23 protein-coding genes are annotated in these 23,703 nt (G+C 34.4%); 11 read left to right on the forward strand and 12 right to left on the reverse strand.

All coding sequences use genetic code 11. From position 1 onward, the window contains the following. The first annotated feature begins 161 nt into the window (after window positions 1-161). Genes ACQ65V_RS06970 through ACQ65V_RS06980 form a run of 3 tightly spaced genes read left to right on the forward strand, consistent with a single transcriptional unit; the run spans window position 162 to window position 3,594 of the window. Entirely contained in the window at window positions 162-2,336 is a 2,175-nt protein-coding gene (locus ACQ65V_RS06970) for a tetratricopeptide repeat-containing sensor histidine kinase (protein WP_430467371.1), read from the forward strand. A 1-nt stretch (window position 2,337) separates the two neighbouring features. After that, a complete protein-coding gene (locus ACQ65V_RS06975; RefSeq protein ID WP_412561733.1) occupies window positions 2,338-3,072 on the forward strand; it encodes a LytR/AlgR family response regulator transcription factor in 735 nt (244 codons plus the stop codon). Between the two features lie 6 nt (window positions 3,073-3,078). Beyond that, window positions 3,079-3,594, forward strand: coding sequence for a gamma carbonic anhydrase family protein (locus tag ACQ65V_RS06980; protein WP_412561731.1), 516 nt, complete (start codon window positions 3,079-3,081; stop codon window positions 3,592-3,594). Window positions 3,595-3,606: 12 nt separating this feature from the next. Here ACQ65V_RS06980 and murI read toward each other — a convergent pair whose 3' ends face one another. The 8 genes from murI to ACQ65V_RS07020 form a co-directional block, all read right to left on the reverse strand. Continuing rightward, window positions 3,607-4,386, reverse strand: coding sequence for a glutamate racemase (gene murI / locus ACQ65V_RS06985; protein ID WP_430467372.1), 780 nt, complete (start codon window positions 4,384-4,386; stop codon window positions 3,607-3,609). A gap of 64 nt (window positions 4,387-4,450) precedes the next feature. After that, entirely contained in the window at window positions 4,451-4,996 is a 546-nt protein-coding gene (locus tag ACQ65V_RS06990; RefSeq protein WP_412561729.1) for an OmpH family outer membrane protein, read from the reverse strand. A gap of 31 nt (window positions 4,997-5,027) precedes the next feature. Continuing rightward, on the reverse strand, window positions 5,028-6,116 hold the full coding sequence (locus ACQ65V_RS06995; protein ID WP_430467373.1) for an OmpH family outer membrane protein: 1,089 nt from the start codon (window positions 6,114-6,116) through the stop codon (window positions 5,028-5,030). Between the two features lie 153 nt (window positions 6,117-6,269). After that, a complete protein-coding gene (gene bamA, locus ACQ65V_RS07000; protein ID WP_430467374.1) occupies window positions 6,270-8,855 on the reverse strand; it encodes an outer membrane protein assembly factor BamA in 2,586 nt (861 codons plus the stop codon). Beyond that, window positions 8,827-9,567 carry an isoprenyl transferase gene (locus ACQ65V_RS07005; protein ID WP_155090207.1) on the reverse strand — a complete coding sequence of 247 codons (741 nt, stop codon included), beginning with the start codon at window positions 9,565-9,567 and terminating at the stop codon, window positions 8,827-8,829. Before ACQ65V_RS07005 ends, bamA begins: the two co-directional genes overlap by 29 nt. Further along, window positions 9,568-10,257: a DUF6089 family protein gene (locus ACQ65V_RS07010; protein ID WP_430467375.1), complete on the reverse strand. Its 690-nt coding sequence runs from the start codon at window positions 10,255-10,257 to the stop codon at window positions 9,568-9,570. A 99-nt stretch (window positions 10,258-10,356) separates the two neighbouring features. Next, complete coding sequence (locus ACQ65V_RS07015) at window positions 10,357-11,235, reverse strand: NAD kinase (protein WP_430467376.1); 879 nt, start codon at window positions 11,233-11,235, stop codon at window positions 10,357-10,359. A 1-nt stretch (window position 11,236) separates the two neighbouring features. Next, entirely contained in the window at window positions 11,237-11,893 is a 657-nt protein-coding gene (locus ACQ65V_RS07020) for a CBS domain-containing protein (RefSeq protein ID WP_430467377.1), read from the reverse strand. A 91-nt stretch (window positions 11,894-11,984) separates the two neighbouring features. Between ACQ65V_RS07020 and ACQ65V_RS07025 the strand changes: the two genes are divergently transcribed. The 7 genes from ACQ65V_RS07025 (at window position 11,985) to clpX (ending at window position 18,393) form a co-directional block, all read left to right on the forward strand. Continuing rightward, window positions 11,985-12,698, forward strand: a complete 714-nt coding sequence (locus tag ACQ65V_RS07025; RefSeq protein ID WP_430467378.1) for a pyridoxine 5'-phosphate synthase — start codon at window positions 11,985-11,987, stop codon at window positions 12,696-12,698. Continuing rightward, window positions 12,695-13,459: an alpha/beta fold hydrolase gene (locus ACQ65V_RS07030; RefSeq protein ID WP_430467379.1), complete on the forward strand. Its 765-nt coding sequence runs from the start codon at window positions 12,695-12,697 to the stop codon at window positions 13,457-13,459. Before ACQ65V_RS07025 ends, ACQ65V_RS07030 begins: the two co-directional genes overlap by 4 nt. Before the next feature lie 19 nt (window positions 13,460-13,478). Continuing rightward, window positions 13,479-14,552 carry an energy transducer TonB gene (locus tag ACQ65V_RS07035; protein ID WP_155090201.1) on the forward strand — a complete coding sequence of 358 codons (1,074 nt, stop codon included), beginning with the start codon at window positions 13,479-13,481 and terminating at the stop codon, window positions 14,550-14,552. A gap of 15 nt (window positions 14,553-14,567) precedes the next feature. Continuing rightward, window positions 14,568-14,915 (forward strand): phage holin family protein, encoded by a 348-nt coding sequence (locus ACQ65V_RS07040; protein ID WP_155090200.1) that lies wholly within the window; start codon window positions 14,568-14,570, stop codon window positions 14,913-14,915. An 81-nt stretch (window positions 14,916-14,996) separates the two neighbouring features. Beyond that, complete coding sequence (gene tig / locus ACQ65V_RS07045; protein WP_155090199.1) at window positions 14,997-16,319, forward strand: trigger factor; 1,323 nt, start codon at window positions 14,997-14,999, stop codon at window positions 16,317-16,319. A gap of 86 nt (window positions 16,320-16,405) precedes the next feature. Next, a complete protein-coding gene (locus ACQ65V_RS07050; RefSeq protein ID WP_155090198.1) occupies window positions 16,406-17,080 on the forward strand; it encodes a ClpP family protease in 675 nt (224 codons plus the stop codon). An 83-nt stretch (window positions 17,081-17,163) separates the two neighbouring features. Then, on the forward strand, window positions 17,164-18,393 hold the full coding sequence (clpX, locus tag ACQ65V_RS07055) for an ATP-dependent Clp protease ATP-binding subunit ClpX (protein WP_155090197.1): 1,230 nt from the start codon (window positions 17,164-17,166) through the stop codon (window positions 18,391-18,393). Between the two features lie 264 nt (window positions 18,394-18,657). Here the strand turns inward: clpX and ACQ65V_RS07060 are convergent, their stop codons facing one another. After that, window positions 18,658-19,866 carry a carboxypeptidase-like regulatory domain-containing protein gene (locus ACQ65V_RS07060; RefSeq protein ID WP_155090196.1) on the reverse strand — a complete coding sequence of 403 codons (1,209 nt, stop codon included), beginning with the start codon at window positions 19,864-19,866 and terminating at the stop codon, window positions 18,658-18,660. Window positions 19,867-20,011: 145 nt separating this feature from the next. After that, window positions 20,012-21,529, reverse strand: a complete 1,518-nt coding sequence (locus tag ACQ65V_RS07065) for a GH3 auxin-responsive promoter family protein (RefSeq protein WP_155090195.1) — start codon at window positions 21,527-21,529, stop codon at window positions 20,012-20,014. 103 nt (window positions 21,530-21,632) lie between these two features. Here ACQ65V_RS07065 and ACQ65V_RS07070 point away from each other — a divergent pair, with 103 nt between their 5' ends. Then, window positions 21,633-22,424 carry a DUF2797 domain-containing protein gene (locus ACQ65V_RS07070; RefSeq protein WP_155090194.1) on the forward strand — a complete coding sequence of 264 codons (792 nt, stop codon included), beginning with the start codon at window positions 21,633-21,635 and terminating at the stop codon, window positions 22,422-22,424. Between the two features lie 58 nt (window positions 22,425-22,482). On the opposite strand, the gene rpsU is transcribed toward ACQ65V_RS07070, so the two are convergent. Both rpsU and ACQ65V_RS07080 read right to left on the reverse strand, forming a co-directional pair. After that, a complete protein-coding gene (gene rpsU, locus ACQ65V_RS07075; protein WP_008269492.1) occupies window positions 22,483-22,677 on the reverse strand; it encodes a 30S ribosomal protein S21 in 195 nt (64 codons plus the stop codon). A 101-nt stretch (window positions 22,678-22,778) separates the two neighbouring features. Beyond that, window positions 22,779-23,642, reverse strand: a complete 864-nt coding sequence (locus tag ACQ65V_RS07080; RefSeq protein WP_155090193.1) for a sigma-70 family RNA polymerase sigma factor — start codon at window positions 23,640-23,642, stop codon at window positions 22,779-22,781. Window positions 23,643-23,703: the final 61 nt, after the last annotated feature.

The raw sequence follows: 23,703 nt of genomic DNA on the forward strand, positions 1-23,703 counted from the left end.
AAGCAGAATGAGTGAATGACCTATATGGATGAGTGAAATAAATTGCCGCTTTAGTAATTAGGTCTATTTAGTAGTTTAAAAGCCCATATATTGCGTTATGCTATTTTTTGAAACCAAATAAAGTATGTAAGTTTATTCCAATTTAAAAATTGTTCACAAAAGTGAAACTAATCTATAAATACATATTCATTGTCCTTTTTTGTTTTGCGGCTTCCATGTGTTATGGACAAAACAAAAAAGAAGCAGTTGTCCCAGTTGAAGATGAAATATTCACCATCAGAGGTTCTGTCTATATACAAGGTTCTCGTATTCCTATAGAACAGGTGGATATTGAAGTCAATAATGGAACATATACCACAACAAATAAAGATGGAAAGTTCGTCATTAAGGCTAAAATCGGTGATCAACTTACGGTAATGCACAAGGATTTTGAAACCATATTCCATACCATAGAAAGTGGAGAACGAATAACCATTGAAGTTACTTCTGAGGATAGTTGGAGTTCCGGAAGAACGAAAACAGCCAATATTATTAAAAGATTTAATCAAATGATTGACTCTGCGGATACCTATTTAAAGAAAGATGCAGAGAAGAGTATAAAGTTTGTGGGTGATGCTCTTAATGTCAATGTTTCTCCAAGTCAGAGTGCTGAGGCGCATGAACTTTTGGGAGATATCTATATGTATTGGAAACAGTATGACCTTGCTATTTCGGCATATAAAATTAGTATTCAGAATACGGAAACATCATCTGCAAAATTAAAATTGGCAAAAGCTTATGAGTATAACGGAGATCTTAAAGAAAGTATTTCTACTTATGGAAATCTCAACGAAAAGGATTTGTCAAACTATCAAAAAGCTGTACTGTACGAAGGTGTTGGTGATGCTAACTTAAAACTCAAAAATATACCTAAAGCGATTACCTCTTATGAAGAAGGTTTAAAAATTGCCAAAAGACATTTGATAGCTCCTAAAGTGACTGACTTAAATTCTAAAATAGCACAGGCTTATAATGTGAAAGGGGATAAAATTAAAGCTAGAGGTTTTTTTGACAACTCTCTCGATTTAGCGGCTAAAGAAAACAAGAAGCGCTCTGTAGAAGAAAAGATAAAAGTAGCTGAGTTTAATAGTGAAAATCAGGATTATGAGAGCGAAATAGAATTGAGAAAACAAGCATTGGAGGACATTGAGGATATTGAAAAGGATTCTATAATTCCAAACGAAAGTCCACTCACTTCCCAGAAACAAAATTATAAAATCGGAAATGCCTTGATATTACAAAACAGGAATGATGATGCCATACCGTTTTTAGAAGAAAGCAGAAAAGAGGCTGATAAAAAAGGAGACTTAGTGGTAGGTAAGGATGCCACACGAAAACTATCTGAAGCGCTTATCAAAAAAGGAGATACAGAAGAAGGCCTTGCCATGATTGAGAATTATGAAAACATAGTTGATGAATTATATGCAAAAAAGGAACAAGAAATATCTCAAGCAGCACGTTTTAGTAGAAACCTGGCAATACAACAGAACAGAATTACGGCATTAGAGAGTGATAGGGCATTATCTAGAAGCACTTATGAGTTAACCCAAGAGAAGAACAAGCGTCAACAACTAATAATTTACTCGCTTATTGGTGGTTTAGTACTACTTTTAATTACAGGCTTTATGATGTACAAATACATAAAGCAACAGCGTTTGGCGAATAATCTATTGGCTTTAAAATCACTGAGAAGCCAAATGAATCCTCATTTTATTTTCAATGCGTTAAATTCCGTAAATAGTTTTATCGCTACAAACGATGAGCGCACTGCAAACAAGTATTTATCTGATTTTTCCCATCTAATGCGCTCGGTTTTGGAGAATAGCGAAGAAGATTTTATTCCGTTAAAGAAAGAAATTGAATTATTGGACTTATACACCAAGTTAGAACATTTTAGGTTTCAAGATAAATTTGACTACTCTATTAAAGTTGATGAAAGTATCGATGTAGATGAGTTTCAAATTCCACCAATGCTATTGCAGCCTTATATTGAGAATGCTGTGTGGCATGGCTTACGTTATAAAACCGAAAAAGGACACCTTAACATAGAGATACTTCCCAAATCTAAAGACGAAATCGCAATTGTTATAACTGATGATGGCATAGGTAGGGAGCGTTCTAAAGCCTTAAAAACGGCGAACCAAAAGAAACAGAATTCTAAAGGTATGAACAACATCAAAAAACGTGTTGCCATTTTAAACGAAATGTATAAAGACAAGGTTGATGTGACTATAGAGGACTTTCAAGATTTAACAGATGTAGGGACCAAGGTTGTAGTGACTTTAAAAAAAGATTGATATGAAATTAAGCGCCATATTAGTAGAAGACGAAGAAAAAAGTAGAGAGATTCTAAGAAATTATCTCACTAAGTATTGCCCAAATATTTCAATTGTTGGCGAAGCCGCTAATGTAGATGAAGCTTTGGTTTTAATTAGAAATAATGATTTAGATGTTGTGTTTTTGGATGTAGAAATGCCTTATGGCAATGCATTTGATTTATTGGATAAAGTCGGTAATATTGATTTTGAAACTATTTTCGTTACGGCTTATAACCATTATGCTATTGAGGCTTTAAATGCTCATGCATCGTACTATTTGATGAAGCCTATTTCCATAGACGAATTGATAAAAGCTGTGGATTACGTTACTGAAATTAGAGCCAAGGAAGATGCTTTGCAAGACCAGGTTTTAGTGCCAAAGACAAATTCTGTAAATGGTAAGATTACCATTCCACAACAAAACGGGTTTGAGATTTTGGAGACAGACAACATCATGTATTGCAAAGCTGATGATAACTACACAGAGATTTACCTTAACAACAACAAAAAGAAACTGGTAAGCAAAACTTTAAAGTACATAGAGGAAAGCTTAAAGGATGCCAATTTTGCCAGAGTGCATAAAAGTTATTTGGTGAATGTCAATGAAATTGTAAAATATGTAAAAGGAAAAGGAGGAAGTGTAGTGTTAAGTAATGGAAAGGAAATTATGGTGTCAGCTTCTAAGAAATCTGATTTGTTGTCTTATTTTAAATAGTAAACTATGCCAATAATAAAACCAGTAAGAGGAATACACCCACAAATACCAGAAGATTGTTTTATCGCAGATAATGCTACCATCGTTGGTGAAGTCACAATGGGTCATAATTGCAGTATTTGGTTTAATGCCGTAATCCGAGGTGATGTCCATTTTATAAAAATGGGTGATAAGGTCAATGTACAAGATGGTGCTATAATACACGCTACGTATCAAAAATCACCAACAACCATTGGGAATAATGTGTCTATTGCGCACAATGCTATTGTACACGGCTGTACCATCCATGATAATGTATTGATTGGTATGGGAAGTATCGTTATGGATGATGCCATTGTACACTCTAACAGTATTATTGCGGCAGGCGCAGTGGTTACTCAAGGAACTATTGTAGAATCCGGAAGTATATACGCAGGTATGCCAGCAAAAAAAATTAAGGACATTAGCGAAGAACTAATTTCGGGTGAAATTGACCGTATTGCCAATAACTATGTGAAATATTCAGGCTGGTTTAAAGAATAGAGCATTTTTACTCTAAAAGTCTAAATAAGCAGTTTCAAATTTATTATCTAAGATAGAATTCAGCACTTCTATATTTCCATTGGAATATAATGAAATGGTGGGAGTCTTCGTCTCAAGATTCAACAAATCATTTGCCTTAAGTATAGCTTTAGTCTGTTTGGCAACTGCTAATCCAGAATCTATAATCGTAACTTTTTCAGGTAATAATTCTTTAAGTATAGGAATAAGATAAGGGTAATGTGTACAGCCTAAAACCAAATAGTCGATATTTTCATTTATCATTGGCTTTAGGTATGTCTCCAATAGTTTTTTCATTTCATCGGAATGTAATTTTCCTGATTCAATCAATGGGACTATACCATCTCCATCTTGCTCAATAACTTTAATGCCACTTGCGTAGATATCGGATGTTTTGTGAAATAAATGGCTACTTAAAGTGCCTTTAGTCGCTAAAATGCCAACAGCTTTAGCTTTGCTTTTTAAAGCCGCAGGTTTTATAGCAGGCTCTATACCAATAAAGGAAACATCATAATTGGCTCTGAGGTAGTCTATAGCATTTGTTGTAGCAGTATTACAGGCCACGACTATAATTTTACAATCTTTACTCAGTAGCAGTTCGGTGTTTTTAATACTGAGCTGAAGTATCTCCTCTTCAGACTTATTACCATAAGGTGCATTTCTGCTATCAGCTAAATAAATACAGTTTTCGTTTGGTAAAAGGGCATGTATTTCCTTAAAAATAGATGTACCACCAACACCAGAATCGAATATGCCAATAGATTTTTTACTCATTGTTACAAAAATAAAAAGTCGCTTTGTTAAAAGCGACTTTCTTAAAATTTATTTCAGTAGGTCATTATATTTTTAAATGAGCCTTTACATCTGCCATAAGGTCTTTACCGTCTGCCATAATCAACATTGCTGAATCCACAACGTAATCAAATCCTTGAGCCCTAGCTACAGTTTGTATAGCCTTGTCAGCCTCTTCTAAGATTGGTTTAAGTAAATCAAATTCTTTCTTCTGCATGTCTTGCTGTGCATTTTGCTGAAACTGAGCGATGCTCTGCTTAATACCTTCAACTTCTTGCATACGTCTTTGGTTCTCTTCTTGCGTTTGCGCTTCTGCCTCAGAATTATACTGCTTTAATTTCGCATCTAATTCTTTTACAGAATCTTGGATCTGAGCTTCGTAAGTTTTACCTAATTTAGTAATCTCACCTTGTGCTGCAGTGTATGCAGGCATAGCTTTTATCAATTCTTCCTTATTAATATGTGCAACATTACTTTGGGCAGATATAAAACTTGTTGCTCCAATAAATAGTGCAGCTAATAATAGTGATTTTAAATGTTTGCTCACTTGAAATTTATTTGCTTTAGTGAGTTTGTGAATCTGTGATTTCATTTTTCTAAATTGTATTTGTGTGTTATAATTATTAATTGTTTTCTCCTTCGTTTTTCCTAGCCTTAGCTATAGAATCTCTCTTTTTTAGTTGTTTTTCACGCTCTTCACGTGCTTTTTTTCTTTCTTCTAGTATTTTTTTCTTTCGTTCTTCTAGAGCTTTTTTTCTATTTTCTCTATCTCTGGCTTTGATCTCAGCTGCTGTTAAAGGCTTCTTTGTATTTGTTGAGTCCTTTTTTACAGTTGCCTTAGTCTTTGTACTGTCAGTTTTAACTGTGTTCTTAGCTTTATTGGCTGTACTGTCTTTAGCAGTAGTTTTAGTGTCTTCAGTTTTTTTGTTGCGTGCATCTAAAACTTTTTGGCGACGCTCATCAGCTTCTCGCTTTTTTGCAGCTCTAATAGAGTCTTGCGTTGCTCTTCTTGCTTCTAAAGCTTTTTCTCGCTCAGCACGTTTGGCAGCTAATTCTGCCTCTCTAGATGCTTTACGTTCTTCTAAAGCTTTTTGGCGTTCATCCTTTTCTTCACTAACCACAGGAACAACCTCTTCTTCCTCAAGTTCCTTAAGCTCTTTTTTGTTCTTAGCTTGGCTTCGTCTAGACGTTCTTGTAATTGTTCTTAGAACTTGTTCGCTAATATCATAACGTTCAGCAGAATAAAGCATCACTACATCAGCGGACTTATCAAATACGAAATCGAATTTTTTCGTTTCAGCAATTTGCTGAACAGCTGCAAAAATTTGATCTTGAATAGGTTCTATTAATTGACGCTTCTGGATGATTAAATCTCCATTTGGGCCAAAACGCTTTTGTTGGTAGTCTAAAATTTCAGCTTCTTCAAAAGAAATATCCTCCATGCGTTCTTCATATAACTCTTTGGTTAAAAGAACACTTTCGTTTTCAAGTTCTTTTTTCTTTTGCTCTATGACACTGAGTTTTTGCTCAACTTCACTTTTCCATTGTTGAACTTTTTTATCCAACTGTGTAGAAGCTTCTTGGTATTCTGGTACATTCTGTAAAATATATTCAGTATCTATATACCCTATTCTAACACCACGCTGTGCGTTAACACTAAAGCTCATTAGACCAATTACTGCCAGTAAAAAAAGAACTTTAAATTTCATCATGTTTGTTTTTGTTTTGAGACATTATCGTTGTAAACCGAACGTTTTTTATCTTATTTAGTGTTACTAATCTTCAAATTTAACGAAATATATCTTTAAAAATTTTAACACCATGATGAAATCCTCATTTAGCAATTAGAAAATATCGTGCCAAACTTAAAATTGTTGACCAATTATAAAGTGTGTTTCCCATTTTCTAGGCACAGTACCATCTGGTAAATCATCGAAAGCATGACCGAAATCTATGCCCAATAAACCAAAGGCTGGCATAAAAATTCTCAACCCTACACCTGCTGATCTACGTAAGCTAAAAGGATTAAAATCCCTAAAATTATTTACAGACTGACCACCTTCTAAGAAAGTAAGCGCAAAGATTTTAGCTTGTGCTCCCAAAGTTATAGGGTAGCGTAACTCTAATGAAAATTTGTTATAGATAGAACCACCATCTGTAGAAGATAATGATTGGTTTGGATAACCACGAAGTTGGATAACCTCTCTGCCGTCCAAGGCGAAGTTTCCAAGACCGTCACCACCAACAAAGAATCGCTCAAAAGGGATAACTCCTCTATCGTTGTTGTATGCTCCTAAGAATCCAAACTCTAAACTAGGTCTTAATACCAAATCTTTATTGCCTAATTTGAAAAGAGACGTGTACCAATCTGCTTTGAACTTTATTTTGTAAAACTCTAACCATTTAAAGCGTTCCTGGTCAATTTCTCCGATACGCTCAAAATCATCCTGATCGGTAGGATCTAGCTGATCTCTTTCGTCCTTTAAAGCTTTGTAGTCTACTCCATTAACTAGTGAATATGGAAATGAGAATTTAGCTGAGGCTGTAAAATTAGAACCTCCCGTTGGGAAGATAGGGTCTGTATATAAATTATTTCTGCTTAAGCCAATAGTATATGATAAGTTGTTAGACGTTCCGTCTCCAAAAGTAAATAAACCCGTGTTATAATTTCTAAGGTCATAATTTTGATAACTCAAGGCTTGAGACAGCGTAAAATAATCGTCTGGTTTGGCAAGTCTTGTAGCTAAGCCAACAGTAACACCGAAAATGTTAAATCGTCTACTTTTATCAGCTCTTCGTGTTTGAGAATTGAATAAAAATTGCTTAGAATACGAAACCGACGTAGATAATTGAAACGGTTTTTTACCACCTAACCAAGGTTCGCTAAAAGAGAAACTATAGGTTTGGAAAAACTGACTTGCTTGCAATCTTAAAGCTAAACTCTGTCCATCACCTCTTGGTACAGGCTTATAAGCTTCTTTCTTAAAAATATCCTTTATGGCAAAATTATTAAAAGATAAACCTAACGTACCAATGAAGCCACCTCCACCATAACCACCTTGAAGTTGTATTTGGCTAGAGCCCTGTTCTGCTACTTCATATTCAATATCCAATGTGCCATCAACTGGGTTAGGATTTTTAATGTTAGGAACTAACTGTTGTGCATCAAAGAAACCTAATTGCCCTAATTCCCTTAATGTTCTAATAATTTCAGACTTACTGTAAAGTTCACCAGGACGTGTTCTTATTTCTCTGTATATAACATGGTCATTTGTAACATCGTTACCAACTACTGTTACATTGTTAAAATAGGCTGGTTTACCTTCAGAGATTCTGATCTCCATATCAATAACATTACCTTCAGCACTAACTTCTACAGGGTTAATAGTAGAGAACATATAACCCGTATTTTGGTAAGCATTAGATAAGCTAAGCGCATCAGGATCATTTGGATCATCGATTCGTTCTCTGAGCTCAACACCATTATAAGTGTCACCTTCCTTTATACCTAATAAATTTGACAGTTGCTGATCTGTGTATACGGTATTACCAACAAAATCAATTTTACCAAAAGTATATTTCTCTCCCTCTTCAACTTTAATGTCTAAGTTGATGTTTTTCTCATCTAAATAACTAATAGAATCTGATATTATTCTGGCGTCCCTGTAACCATTTTCTTTATAATAATCTATAACGTTTACTAAATCCTCTCTAAAGTCTTCTTCTATGTATTTTGAACGCTTTAAAACTCTAATGAAGTTTTTTTGCTTCGTATTTTTCATTGCTTTACGAAGCTTTTTATCTTTTACCTTTTCGTTACCTACAAAATTGATGTTTTTGATCTTTACCTTTTCGCCTCTGTCTATTTTAATGCGCATATTAACACGCTCTTTTTCTACAGAGTCGATAACTTCAGTTGTAATAATATCTACATCGGTATTTAAATATCCTTTCTCTTTGTATTTATCAGTAAGATAATTACGCGTAGTTGCAATAAGGTTTTCTGTTACTTTTACACCGCTTTGAAGCTTATTTTCACTTATTATCTCGGCTTTCTTATTCTTCTTAACACCTTCAATAGTTAAGTCTAAAAGTTCTGGTAAATCAATAAGGCGGATTTCTAAATTCGCAGTATTACCCTCTATATTAGTAATGTATATGTCAATACTACTAAAGAGATTAGATTTCCATAAGGTTTTAATGGCATTCGCAATTTTTTCTCCGCCAACCTGTATTTCTTCGTCTTTTCTAAGCTTAGAATAGGCAATAATAGTTTGAGGGCTAAAATTTGTATTTCCTGTTACGGTAATGTCTTTAATCAAGTATTTTGCACCATCTTGAACCTGTGCATTACTTTTTAAGGAGATTGTAAAAAATAATACAATACAAATAAGTTTAGTAAAAGTGTTCAATACTTTATTGTTAGGTGAGTTGTTCGCTTGTTTTTCCAAATCTTCGTTCTCTATTTTGATAGTCTATGAGCGCTTCGTATAGGTTTTCCTTCTTAAAATCTGGCCATAAAATATCCGTAAAATACAATTCTGCATAGGCAATTTGCCAAAGCAAAAAATTACTTATTCTCTGTTCACCACTTGTGCGAATAAGTAGGTCAACGTCTGGTAAATTTTGCGTGTAAAGATGCTTATTTATAATGGATTCATCAATACTTTCTGTAGAAATTATATTATTTTTAACTTTAAGTGATAATTCTTTAATAACATTAACAATTTCTTCACGAGAACCATAGCTTAAGGCTAGGGTTAATGTCATGTTCTCATTATTTTTCGTCTTTTCTATAACATCTAAAAGTTCTTGGTGCGCTTTTTTTGGCAAATCGTGTAGACAGCCAATAGCTGATAGTTTTATGTTATTGTCTTGAAGGGTTTTTATTTCTTTTTTCAGGGATTTTACTAAAAGTTTCATTAATGTTTGGACTTCTAGTTTTGGTCTGTTCCAGTTCTCAGTCGAAAAGGCATAAAGAGTTAGATTTTTTATACCTAGCTCTGCACTGGCTTCAACAACTTGTCTAACGGATTTAGTGCCGCTCTCATGACCAATTACACGCATAAGGCCTTGTTGCTTTGCCCAACGTCCGTTACCGTCCATAATAATGGCGACATGGTTAGGAAGCTTTTCTTTATTTATTTGTTCTTTAAGGCTCATTTAAAAATTACAATAGCAAGGTCTTCTGCCAAAGGTGTAAGTTAATGTAATTCCTGAAAATACATACCAATCATTGCTATTAGTATTTCCAAAACTCAATTGTTGTCTGTCTTTATTGTCTGGTACACTACCGTCTAGTTCATCAGAAAAAGTATAGCGCGCACCAATTTCTAACGCTAATATAAGATGATTGCTAATGTTGGTTTTATAGCCTAGCACCATGGGAATACCATAAGCCCAACTCGATGTGTTTTCTGAAGTATATTCGCCAGCAGGCGTAAAGTAATAATTATCGTGATTTGCCAAGGTAATACCAGAATACAAATACGGTGTGCCTTGAATGCCTATTTCGTGCAGGTTAAAGTCCCAGAACGTAAATTCCATACCAGCAGAGATTTCTAAAATACTGGTGTTGAAGTTGTAACCACGTTGTCTTCTCCTTGGGTCATCTGATTTACCATCGATACCTTCTAAATCTGAAAAAATTACAGAAGCTCTAAACGAATGTCTTGGGCTTCTATTCCATTTAAAGATGGCTCCAAACGCACCTTGGTTTGGGGAAATATAATCGGTTGCCCCAACATCTCCTATAAAATTACTCCCACCAGCAAATACACCAACCTCATAGATTTGGGCATTGGTATTTTGGAAGAAAAATATACTTATTAGAATTAGGATTAAATACCTCATAAATTTTTCAAAGTTTGCAAATATAATAATAATGATTAGCCTATAACAATTTGATGTTAATAGTCTTACAGATAAACAGAATTTGCTTGTATTTATTGCCTAATTGCGACGATCTTCACCCCAAAGTAGTTTTTTTCTTAGCGTGTCTAAAAAGGTTTCGTCTAAGCGCTCTACCATCTTAATTACAAAATCAGCTTTTTTAACGGTGACTGTTGTAGTATTTGGTAAGGTCACAATTCTAGAGTCTAAGGACATTAGAAATTGATCTTCTCGACCATCAACCCTAAAGGTAACTGTTGTATTGTCTGGTATAATTAAAGGGCGCGCACTTAAATTATGAGGTGCAATAGGTGTTAAGGCAAAATTATTGGCATCTGGTGCTATTACAGGTCCGCCACAACTCAAGGAATATCCCGTTGAGCCTGTTGGAGTCGAAAGAATAAGACCGTCTGCCCAATAGGACGTTAAATACTCATCATTGAGGTGTGTTTTTACAGTAATCATTGATGTGGTATTCTTTCTACTTAAAGCGATTTCATTTAGTGCAAAGTTGGTGTCTGTAATATCATTGTTGGTTGGTGAAGTACTAACACTAAGCAATGAGCGCTCGGATATTTTATAGTCTCCTTTAAATATTTCAGAAAGTGAAGCTTCTATCTCATCAGTTTGAATAGTCGCTAAGAACCCTAATCTACCTGTGTTTATACCAACGATTGGGATGCCCAAGTCTCGTACAAAGGTTATAGCTCTTAAAATGGTTCCGTCTCCACCTATACTTATTAGTAAATCAAAAGTATTATCTAATTCTTTGAACTTTGAAATAGCAGAACTAGTTTGAATAGCTTCATTTTGAAGTTTCAAAAAATCTTCTTCAATGTAAACACCGACCTTACGCTCTAAAAGTACATCGAGTAGAATTTCGAATGCCTCTTGAGTAGATTCTTTGGCATAATTCTGACCGTAAACTGCTATTTTCATATTACATGTTTAGGTATTTGTCAAGATATTGAGAGCGCTCTCTTAGGCTTTCGATATAAGAATCATCTTCATGACCCGATACAATATTATAGCTGTAGCGTCTAAAGGTTTGAATAATTTCATTAAGACTGGCGTTGCCAATTTTTAAGGTAATTCTTACCAAATCACTGTCCATTTTAGAGATAAATGCGCCCATCAATTTAGCATCATTGGATTCTACAATCTGACTAATTTCACTAAACGAATAATCGTGTATCCCTTTTTCAACAATTAGAATGCCTCCAGGTTCAGAAAAAAAAGGTGTTTCATTAAACAAGTGCATAATGTCATTGAGCTCATAATAGCCAAGATAAAGATTGTTCTTATCCAAAACAGGCATTATGTTAGAGTCGTTTTGTGCAAAAGCTTCCAATACATCTAACCAGTTAGTGGTAGGTCTCACAAAAAAACCTTCGATAGTATAATTGCAGTCTCCAATGATTTTTGCACCATCAAAACAATGGGCATCAGTTTCAGAAATACAGCCCATGTAAACTCCATCTTTCTGTATAGGAATGTGAGAATATGTCAACTGATTAAAAAGCATTTGTAAATCGCTGATTTTATCAGTAATGTTTAATGGGTTTATGTCATTTATAACTAAATTTTGTAACTGCATAATTCGGGTTTCAATATCTTGCAAATTAATCAAAAATAAGCATAATAACCCAAGATGAGTTCTGTATTTTTGTAATACAAAACCCAATGGAATGACAAAGTTAAGCGTTAATATAAATAAGATTGCTACACTTAGAAACAGCAGAGGAGGCGATGTGCCAAATGTTGTGGAATTTGCAAAAGATGTACAACGATTTGGTGCGGAGGGAGTAACGATTCACCCAAGACCAGATGAACGCCATATTCGTTACCAAGATGCTTATGACCTAAAGCCAGAAGTTTACACGGAATATAATATTGAAGGCAATCCAATCCCTAAATTTGTGGATATGGTTTTAGAGATAAAACCAACCCAGGTAACCTTGGTGCCAGATGCAGAAGATGCCATTACCTCTAATGCAGGTTGGGATACCGTAAGGCACAAGGATTTTCTTATTGATGTGATTAAGGAATTTAAGAACAATGGTATAAGGACTTCAATTTTCGTTGACCCTGATCTGCACCAAATTGAAGGAGCAAAAGAAACAGGAACAGACAGAATTGAGCTTTACACTGAGGCATATGCACATCAATATAAGTTGGGAAATAAAGAAGGTATAAAACCTTATATGGCTTGTGCAGGTCTTGCCAATGCACTTCAATTAGGTATTAATGCAGGTCACGATTTATCTTTAGATAATATCAAATACTTTAAAGAAAACATTACAGGATTGTTAGAGGTTTCCATCGGACATGCCCTAATAGCAGAAAGTCTTTATTTGGGAGCTGAAAATGTGATTAAAATGTATTTAGATAAACTGAAATGATTTTACACTCCAATATTATAGGTAAAGGAAAACCCTTTGTGATTTTACATGGGTTTTTAGGAATGGGTGACAACTGGAAAACCCTAGCCAGACAATTCTCAGAATCTAATTTTGAAGTTCATCTCGTAGATCAACGCAATCATGGTCGCAGTTTTCATGCTGATGAATTTGACTATGAACTCATGGCTGAGGATCTGAAACGGTATTGTTGTGAAAATAACTTGAACGATATAGTGCTATTGGGACATAGTATGGGAGGAAAAACAGCTATGCTTTTTGCAGCAAAATATCCAGAGTTGGTAAATAAACTATTGGTTGCTGACATTTCACCTCGCTATTATCCTGTACACCACGATGCTATTTTAGAAGGTTTGAGTAGTTTAGATTTTACTGAAATTAAGAGTAGAGGTGAAGCCGATGAAGCTTTAAGTGCTTATGTCCCAGAAATGGGCACACGCATGTTTTTGCTCAAAAACTTGTATTGGGTCGAAAAAGGCCAATTGGGATTAAGAATGAATCTTGAAGTTTTAAAGGAGCAAGTATCTGAAGTTGGTGAAGCTTTGCCTGTCCATGCTACTTTTGATAAAGAGACGTTGTTTTTGCGTGGAGACAAATCTGAATATATAGGCGAAACGGACGAAACGATCATTAATAGACATTTTCCCAATTCTAAGATCGTTACCATAACAAACGCTGGTCATTGGTTACATGCTGAGAACCCTAAGAAATTTTATGATGTTGTAATGGAATTTATTCAATAAAAAATAACTAATTTTCAATATGAAAAACATTTTTATACTTACACTTTTTTTATTCAGTATTCAATCTTCAATATCGCAAAACCGACCAGATGGACCATTTAAAGATTATCATGACTCGGGCGAATTGATGTTAGAAGGTCAATATAAGGACGGTAAGCGTGTCGGTGAATGGAAAGGTTATAATAAAAACGGACAGGTTGTTAATATTTCAAGCTTTACAAAAGGGAAAAAGGATATTCCTGAGATTTCTTTTTTTGATGACGGTTCGGTAAAAAGAAAAATCGAAAAAGAAGGTGATATTCATGTAGTAAGAGAATATTATGAGTCTGGTGGTTTGTTTTATGAACGTGCCTATAAAAGCGGATACTATAAACAATTTACCGAAGAAGGGAAGTTGAAAATTGAAGCGAATTATAAAGATTTTCAGCTCTATGGTAAATGGAAATTATATGATGAAGATGAGAATTTAGAATGGAGTATCAGTTATGAAAATGGATATAGAAACGGGATGTATCAAAATTATCATAATAATGGTGAGATAAAGATTCAGGGAGTTATTCTTAATGACAGAAAAAATGGTGAAGAAAAACGTTACGATAATAATGGAAACCTAATTTGGAAGGGTTATTACGAAAATAATGAGTTTGCCAAAACATGGATTAATTATAACGAGAAAGGCAAAAAAATCAGAAAAATAAACACTAAGAAAGAAGATTTAGATATATTACCTACTGTTGTCCCAGATGGTGTGATAGAAAAATTTCCGATTTTTCCAGGTTGCGAAGACGTATTCGGAAACATGGCGAAACGTAAGTGTGCAAACCAGAGAGTAGCTGAACATATTGTTTCAAACTTTGACAAGAAAAAGATTGAAAAATTAGGGTTGTCACCCGGAAAAAAGCGCATTTATGTCATGTTTAAAATCGATAAATCAGGAACCGTTAAAGACATTCAAGTGAGAGGGCCACATCCTGAATTAGAAAACGAGGCTCAAAGAATTATAAAAAAATTACCAAACGTAGAGCCAGGTACGCAAAGAGGAGAGCCGGTAACTATGCCTTTTTCAATACCAATCGTTTTTATGGTAAATTAATAAAAAAATAAGACTATGAATTTAATAATCAGACTTTTACTAAATGCCTTAGCTGTTTTTGTTTTGGCACATATCCTAAACGGAGTAACTGTAGATGGCTATGTCGGTGCTATCATAGTAGCAGTGGTACTATCAATACTAAATTTATTGGTAAAACCGATTTTGGTAATATTTACCTTACCAATAACAATAATTACATTAGGTCTTTTTCTGTTAGTTATTAATGCCTTAATCATACTTTTGGCAGATAAACTTATAGACGGATTTGGCGTAAGTAGTTTTTGGACAGCACTTCTTTTTAGTGTTTTATTATCCATACTACAATCGTTGCTACAATCCTTCTTAAAAGAAGACAAAAAGTAACTTAAATTCAATCACTTAAAACAATTGTTGGGTTGTAAAAAATATTGTATTTTTGCAGCCCAATTTTTAGTTACAAAAATAATGAACATTACAAGAGAAGACATTGATGCATTAAATGCAGTTGTAAAAGTGGATATCGCTAAAGAAGATTATAGCGATAAAGTAGAGAAAATCTTAACGGATTATCGTAAGTCTGCTAACATTCCTGGGTTTAGAAAAGGACATGTGCCAATGGGAATGGTTAAAAAGCAATATGGTAAAGCTGTATTGGTGGATGAGGTGAACAAATTGCTTCAAGATGCATTGGGTAAATATCTCGTTGAAGAGAAGCTTGATGTTCTTGGTAATCCATTACCAAAACCACAAGATGATTTAGACTGGGATGCAGATGCCTTTTCTTTTGAGTTTGAATTAGGTTTGTCACCAGAATTCGATGTTAAGTTAAAAGGAAAAAAAGCCATTACGCATTACAATATCGTCGCGGATGATAAGATGATTGATAATCAAGTTAAGCACATCCAAAAGCAATATGGTAAGCTTATTTCTCAAACCGAAGTCACTAAAGATTCTGAAGTAACAGGAAAGTTCACTAACGAGGAAAAAGGCATTGAGAATGTAGCGACATTCACATTAGATAAATTAAAAGGAAAAACAAATCCAAAGAAATTTATTGGTGCTAAAGTTGGTGATGTTATTGAGTTAAAGACTAAAGGCTTATTTAATGACGATCATGATTTAATGACGTTCTTAAAAGTGCCTCATGATGATGCTCATGGATTAGATATCGACGTTAGTTTTGAAGTTTCTGAAATCAATGAGCGTGAGTTGGCTGATTTAGACCAAGAGTTGTTTGATAAATTGTTTGGCCCTAAAGCGGTAACATCTGTAACTGAATTGAAGGAAAAAATCAAGGAAGATTCTGAAAAGCAATTCAAACAACAAAGTGACCAAAAATTATTGAATGACGTTACTGAATATTTGGTTGAAAGCACAAAGTTTGATTTACCTGCAGAATTTCTTCAAAAATGGATGCAAACTGCTGGTGAAGAACCAATGACAGAAGAACAGGCTAAAGAAGAATATGAGAAGTCTGAAAAGAGTATGCGTTACCAATTAATAGAAGGTAAATTAATTACTGAGCATAACTTACAGGTTCAGTTTGAAGAATTGAAAGCTTACGCCATGGAAATGATAAAAGGGCAGATGGCACAGTTTGGTCAAATGAATCCTTCAGAAAAAGAATTGGAAGACATTGCAGCTCGTATACTTGGAAATCAAGAAGAGGTAAAACGCCTTTCTGAGCAGTTGATGAGCCAAAAATTATTAAACCTATATAAAACTGAAGCAAACCTTAAGACAAAGGAAATCACTTATGATGATTTTGTTAAAGAATTCTACAGTTAAGGGTTATTGAATAAATTAGTATCTTTAAGGCGTAGAACTGAAAAGTTTTACGCTTTTTTTTTAATCAAAAAACAAATTGAAATTAAATGGATTACGGAAAAGAATTCGAAAAATTCGCTATAAAGGATCAGGGTATCAATAGTAACTACTACAGCAAAATAATTGATAGCATGTACCCTTCAAATTTAACACCTAATATTATTGAAGAGCGTCAGATGAATGCCGTTGCTATGGATGTGTTTTCACGTTTGATGATGGATCGTATCATTTTTCTTGGCACTGGAGTCAATGATCAAGTTGCAAACATCATTCAGGCACAACTGTTGTTTTTGCAGAGTGCGGATGCTTCAAAGGATATTCAAATTTATATTAATTCCCCAGGCGGAAGCGTATATGCTGGTTTAGGGATTTATGACACTATGCAATTTGTGAAACCAGATGTAGCGACAATCTGTACGGGTATTGCGGCTTCAATGGCTGCAGTTTTATTGTGTGCTGGTGAGAAAGGGAAGCGCTCTGCGTTAAAACATTCTCGCGTCATGATTCACCAGGTGAGTAGTGGTACACAAGGTCAATTAAGCGACATGCAAATTGCCCTTAAGGAAACGATACGTGTAAAGGAAGAATTATATAAAATCATTGCGGACCATTCAGGCAACCCAATAGAGCAAGTAGAGAAGGATTCTGATAGAGATTACTGGATGCGATCTCAAGAAGCCCTTAAGTACGGAATGATTGATGAAGTTTTAGAACGCAAGTAATAGTATTTACTTACGACTAAAGTATTTGAAGATAAAATAATGAGAAGATTTCCATTGTTGTGGAAACCTAAATGAAATTTAAAATGGCCAAAGAAGAATTAGAATGTTCGTTTTGTGGTAGGAAAAAGCCAGAAACAAATTTGTTGATTGCAGGACTAGATGCACATATATGCGATCGTTGTATAGAGCAAGCGCATGGTATTGTTATTGAGGAGTCCAAGCAAACAGGCAATTCTGAGCTCAGTGCAGAACTGATGCTAAGAAAACCCAAAGAAATTAAAGCATTCTTAGACGAATATATAATTGGACAAGAATATACAAAGCGCGTGATGTCCGTTGCTGTTTATAATCACTATAAGCGTTTATTACAACCACCTTCTGATGATGATATTGAGATTCAAAAGAGTAATATCATTATGGTTGGGCAAACAGGTACTGGTAAAACCTTAATGGCAAAAACGGTGGCTAAAATGCTCAATGTGCCTTTGGCAATTGTTGATGCAACTGTACTTACTGAAGCAGGTTACGTTGGTGAAGATGTTGAAAGTATTTTAACACGTCTATTGCAAGCTGCTGATTATAATCTTGAAAAAGCCCAACGCGGTATTGTATTTATTGATGAAATAGATAAAATTGCACGTAAGAGTGATAACCCATCCATTACTAGGGACGTATCTGGTGAAGGTGTGCAGCAAGCCTTGTTAAAATTATTGGAAGGGACTGTAGTTAACGTACCACCAAAAGGAGGTCGTAAACATCCTGATCAAAAATTTATTGAAGTTAATACTGAGCATATCTTATTTATAGCTGGTGGAGCGTTTGACGGTATTGAACGTGTTATAACCAAACGACTCAATATGCAAGCCATAGGATATAGTACCGTTAAGGATGATACAATTGATAATGATAACATTTTACAGTATATCATACCAAAAGATTTAAAGGATTTTGGATTGATACCAGAAATTATTGGTCGATTACCTGTGTTAACTCACATGGATCCTTTAGATGCAGACACGCTTAGAGCCATTTTAACTGAGCCAAAGAATGCCATTATCAAACAATACAAAAAATTGTTTGCCATGGATGAGGTTGAATTTACCATTACTGAAGGAGCATTAAATTATATTGTAGAAAAAGCAATAGAATATAAATTAGGTGCTCGTGGATTACGCTCGCTATGCGAAGAGATATTAACGGAAGCGATGTTCGATTTACCAGGTTCTGGTGAAACCAAACTAAATGTCACCAAGGCTTACGCAGAAGACAGATTGTCTAAATCTACTTTAAAGAAGTTGAAGGCGGTGTCTTAGATTAAAAAAGTTTAATAAAAAAAGAAACCACAATCTCAAGATTGTGGTTTTTTTATTGAATTAGGATTGATTAATATAATATTGCTGGCAATATTTTATAATTATTTAATTAAGGTTTAAATAAACTTAATAGCACATTTATTTACTGCTAATATAGAGTCAACTTTTAGAGTAAAAGGCTTTTAGTTTCTTTTTTGGTTAAAGGTGTTTTAAATCTCGTTGTATGAAATTTCAATGCACTAAATGTCGTTAAATGGTTCACAACTATTTTTGGTTATAACTTACCTTAGAGGATAGTTTTAATATGGCCTTAAATTGGCTTTCCTCAGATTGAAATTTTAAAGAATAATCTTTGTAACCATCTTTAACCACCTTTAGTTGGTAGTCTTCAAAAGCTTTGATTTTAAAACTGTAAGTGGCATCATTACTTGTAACTTGTCGTTCTATCTCTTGCCCTTCACCGTTTAACAATACAACGGTTGCATTTGGTAATATTCTATCATCTTCAGTTATTACAATACCATTAAGCTCTTGATAAATTGCTCTCGACTGAAATCTATACAAGTTAAACGCATTGTTCTCATTGTCTTTGTTAGATGAGAATACGCCTTTCTTATGATCAATAAATATAAACGCCACTTCATCTTTCTCTGAATTAACAGCATACCCTAAATTTCTTGGAATTTTATAGTCCGCATTGGTCACTGTAGAAATAAATATGTCATAACCACCAATACTGTTATGTCCTTTGGAAGAGAAAAACAATTCTGTACCATCTTTGGATGTATGCGGATATTTTTCGTCTTCAGAAGTGTTAATTGTACTTCCCAGGTTTTCAGGATGACCAAGAGAGCCATCAACTTTAATTTCAGCTTTATAAATATCAAAACCTCCAAAACCAGATGACATATTAGAAGAGAAATAGAGGTGCTTTCCGTCAGATGATACATGCGGATTTTCTATAGAGTAGTCATCACTACTAATAGAAAGCTCCATTTCATTGATCCAATTACCATAAGAATCTTTTTCCAATTCGGCTTTAAATAATTTATAGTTCAAGGAATTGGTACGCGTACTTCGTGTGTAATAAATGGTATGTTCGTCTGGCGAAAAAGCAACTTGACCTTCATTGGCCTTAGTGTTTAAAATACGACTAAATAATAAAGGTTGCGATAATTTGCCATAAGCTTCAATGTCCGTGCAAAACAAATCAGTGAAAGGTTCATTGGTAACAGGATCTACTCCGTTGCCTAAACCGCCAATTTTTTTTGAGGATACCAAAACCAATTTATTTCTAAACGTGGTACAGGCAATTTCAGAATACTTGGAGTTAATTTTTGAAATATTTACAGTGTAAGTGTAGCCACTTTTGTTTCGGTCATCAACACTGTCTTTTGCAGGGTCTGTAGTATCTAATGAAGAGTAAGTACAGATCATAAGTGCCGATAACAGCACATGAATCGTAGATTTCATAACGTAGGGATAATGGATTAATAGCAATAGCAAATTACCAACAATGTTACACACCCTATGTTTTTGTCACTTTTTTTAGATAATAATCGTATTTATCCGACAATTATTAAGCAAATACTGATTTCTTCGATGAAATTAGGCAGTTTTAGACTTCATTTAGACGCAATAACTCATCTACATAGTCCCTAGAATTGGATAAACGAGGGACTTTATGTTGTCCTCCCAGTTTATTATTTTCCTTAAGCCAGTCATAGAAAAGGTTGGTTCTGGCACAGTGAATTTTTGGTTTGTTTAACGTCATATTGTTATAACGCTTGGCTTCATAATCAGAGTTTAATGACTTTAAAGCGTTATCGAATAACTCCTCAAAATAAGACATGTCCTCAGGTGGCCTTTTAAATTCAATAATCCACTCATGAGCCCCTTTTTCTTTACCATTCATAAAAATTGGAGCTGCAGTGTAGTCCACAATTTCTGCTGAGGTTCTTTTACAGACTTTCTTTAGGGCATCTTCAGCATTTTCAATAATCAATTCTTCACCAAAGGCATTGATATGGTGTTTTGTTCTGCCCGAAACTTTTATTCTATGCGGACTTAAACTCACAAAACGAATGGTGTCACCAATTTTATAACGCCAAAGTCCGGCATTTGTAGTGATAATTACGGCATAGTTTTTATTGAGTTCAACCTCACTTAAAGGAATTACCTTTTGCTCGCTTGTACCATAAGAATCCATAGGAATAAACTCATAGAAGATACCATAATCTAGCATTAGCATTAAATCACTAGAATTATTTTGGTCTTGAATAGCGAAGAACCCCTCTGAAGCATTGTAGATTTCGTAATATCTAAAATTATTTTTAGGTAATATGGCTTTGTATTGGTCTTTGTAAGGATTAAAACTGACACCACCATGAAAATAAACTTCAAGATTTGGCCATATATCAAAAATACTTTCCTTTTCTGTCTTATCTAAAACGTTATTGAGTAGAACAAGCATCCAGGAAGGCACTCCAGCAAGACTGGTTACATTTTCATTAATGGTCTCGTCAACAATGGCTTGCATTTTGGTTTCCCACTCACTCATCAGTGACACTCTACTACTAGGAGTGCTGCTGAATTCAGCCCAAAATGGCATGTTATCTATAAGAATAGCACTTAGGTCTCCAAATACGGTTCCGTTTTCTTTGTAAAGCTCCTTACTGCCGCCAAGCCGCAAGCTCTTGCCAGTAAACAATTGTGCATCTTCGTTATTGTTAAGGTACATACAGAGTAAATCCTTACTGGCTGCATAATGACAGTCTTCCAAAGAGTCCATACTAACAGGAATGAATTTACTTTTTGCATTGGTTGTACCGCTCGACTTCGCAAACCATTTAATAGGCCTTGGCCAAAAAATGTTCTGCTCACCATTTCTAGATCGTTCAATGAGCGGTTGAATAATCTCGTAATTAACAATGGGAATACGATCGTTAAATTCTGCGTAGGTTTTTATAGAGGCAAAATCATATTGTTTTCCTATTTCGGTATCCTTAGCGAATTTTAATAAGCTAAACAGTAATTCATTTTGTACTTCATTAGGGTATTTTAAAAAGAGTTCAATTTGATGGAACCGCTTTTTTAAAAACCACGAAGCAATAGAATTTACTATGGGAATTGGCATGGATTATTTATCTTTTGGCTAATTTTGAGGTGAACCCATATAAACCTTTTCTGTTTGATAAAGATTTATATAAGTTCAACGATAAAAATACTAAATTTCTTCTATGATTTATACAGGTGTTCTTACTAAAATGCAGACAGAGTTTTTAGAGCCAATACAATATTATTTGGTTTTTGAGAATGATTTTATTCATATGAATCAGTTACTGAACAAACCTATTACAATGAAACTTGTCGGTCACCAGTGTTTAAGCTGTGGTTTGGACAGGCCAATATACAGACAAGGTTTTTGTAAGACCTGTTTTTTTGACAAACCGATTGCAGGCGATTGGATTATGCGACCAGAGTTAAGTACAGCACATTTGAATAAAGAGGATAGAGATTTAGAATATGAAAAACAGGTACAGTTGCAACCGCATATTGTGTATTTGGCAAACTCAAGCAATGTAAAAGTAGGAGTCACAAGAAAAAGCCAAGTACCGACACGTTGGATAGATCAAGGAGCACATGAAGCTATTGAAATCGTTGAGGTCCCTAATCGTTATTTAGCTGGAATCACAGAAGTAGCCTTAAAAGATCACGTAGCTGATAAAACCAACTGGAGGAAAATGTTGAAGAATGATATTGAAGATGTGGATCTTATAGAATGGAGGAACAATTTAAAAGAATTCATTCCAGAAGAAGCCAAAGATTATTTTATTGAAAGCAATTCAGAAACTCATTTAAAATTTCCTGTGGATCAGTATCCTGTAAAACCTAATAGCTTAAATATAAAAAAGGAAATTAATTATTCGGGTAAACTTGTTGGGATTAAAGGGCAATACCTCATTTTTGAAGATAATAGAGTCTTTAATATTAGAGCAAATGAAGGCTTAGTAGTTGAGTTGAGTTTATAGAACAAAAAAAGAGCAATATTTCTATTGCTCTATATATGATAGGGACGTATAAAAAAAATTATACGTTCTCCGCGTCTCTTAATCCTTGGATATACTCAGCCTTCTGAATTTCTCTTCTTCTCTTAACAGATGGCTTAGTGAAATAACGAGACTCTCTTAGGTTTTGCATAATCTGCACATTTCTATGCTTACGCTTGTAACGCTTAAGAGCTCTCTCTATATTTTCTCCTTCTTTGATTTCGATTTTAATCATTATATCGATATATTTTGTTAACTAATTCTTGCAAATGGTCGGCAAATATATGCCAACTATTTGAAAATAAAAAATAATTATGTTATTAAAATAAGGAATTTTTAACCTAAATATGTCTTCAAGATTTTACTCTTGCTGGCATGTCTTAATCGTCTGATTCCTTTTTCACGTATTTGTCTTACACGTTCTCTAGTTAAATCATAAATACCACCAATCTCCTCTAAAGTCATTGGAGGTTGATCACCTATTCCAAAATTAAGACGAATGACGTCACTTTCCTTTTGGGTTAGAGTTTCTAAAGCACGCTCAATTTCAGTATTTAATGACGCTTTCATTAAATTTTTATCTGGCTTTGGAGATTCACTAGCACTTACCACATCATAAAGACTAAAAGTTTCTCCGTCCTTTAATGGTGCGTCCATAGAGAGGTGACGTCCAGAGTTTTTCATGGATTGTTTTACCTCACGTACGCTAATATCTAATTCTCTCGCAATTTCTTCTGCATTTGGAGGTCTTTGGTGTATTTGCTCTAAATGCGAAAAGGTTTTGTTGATTTTATTAATTGTACCAATTTTATTCAATGGTAATCTTACAATACGAGATTGCTCGGCCAATGCCTGTAGAATAGCTTGTCTAATCCACCATACAGCATAAGATATAAACTTAAAACCTCTTGTTTCGTCAAATCGCTTAGCTGCTTTTACCAAACCAGCATTACCTTCGTTAATTAAATCCGGAAGTTTTAAACCTTGATTTTGATATTGCTTAGCAACAGAAACAACGAACCTTAAGTTGGCTGTTGTTAATTTATCTAAAGCTTCTTGATCACCCTTTTTTATTCTTTGCGCTAACTCTACTTCTTCATCTGCGGTTATCAACGGAATTTTACTGATGTCTTGTAGATATTTGTCTAAAGATTTGTCTTCTCTGTTGGTAACCTGCTTGGTGATTTTTAATTGCCTCATGTACTTATTTTAAAATTAGTGAACCTACAACATAACTTTATTATTCAGAAAAACAAGAAAA

The organism is Winogradskyella ouciana, from assembly GCF_965284585.1.
Lineage (GTDB): Bacteria > Bacteroidota > Bacteroidia > Flavobacteriales > Flavobacteriaceae > Winogradskyella > Winogradskyella ouciana.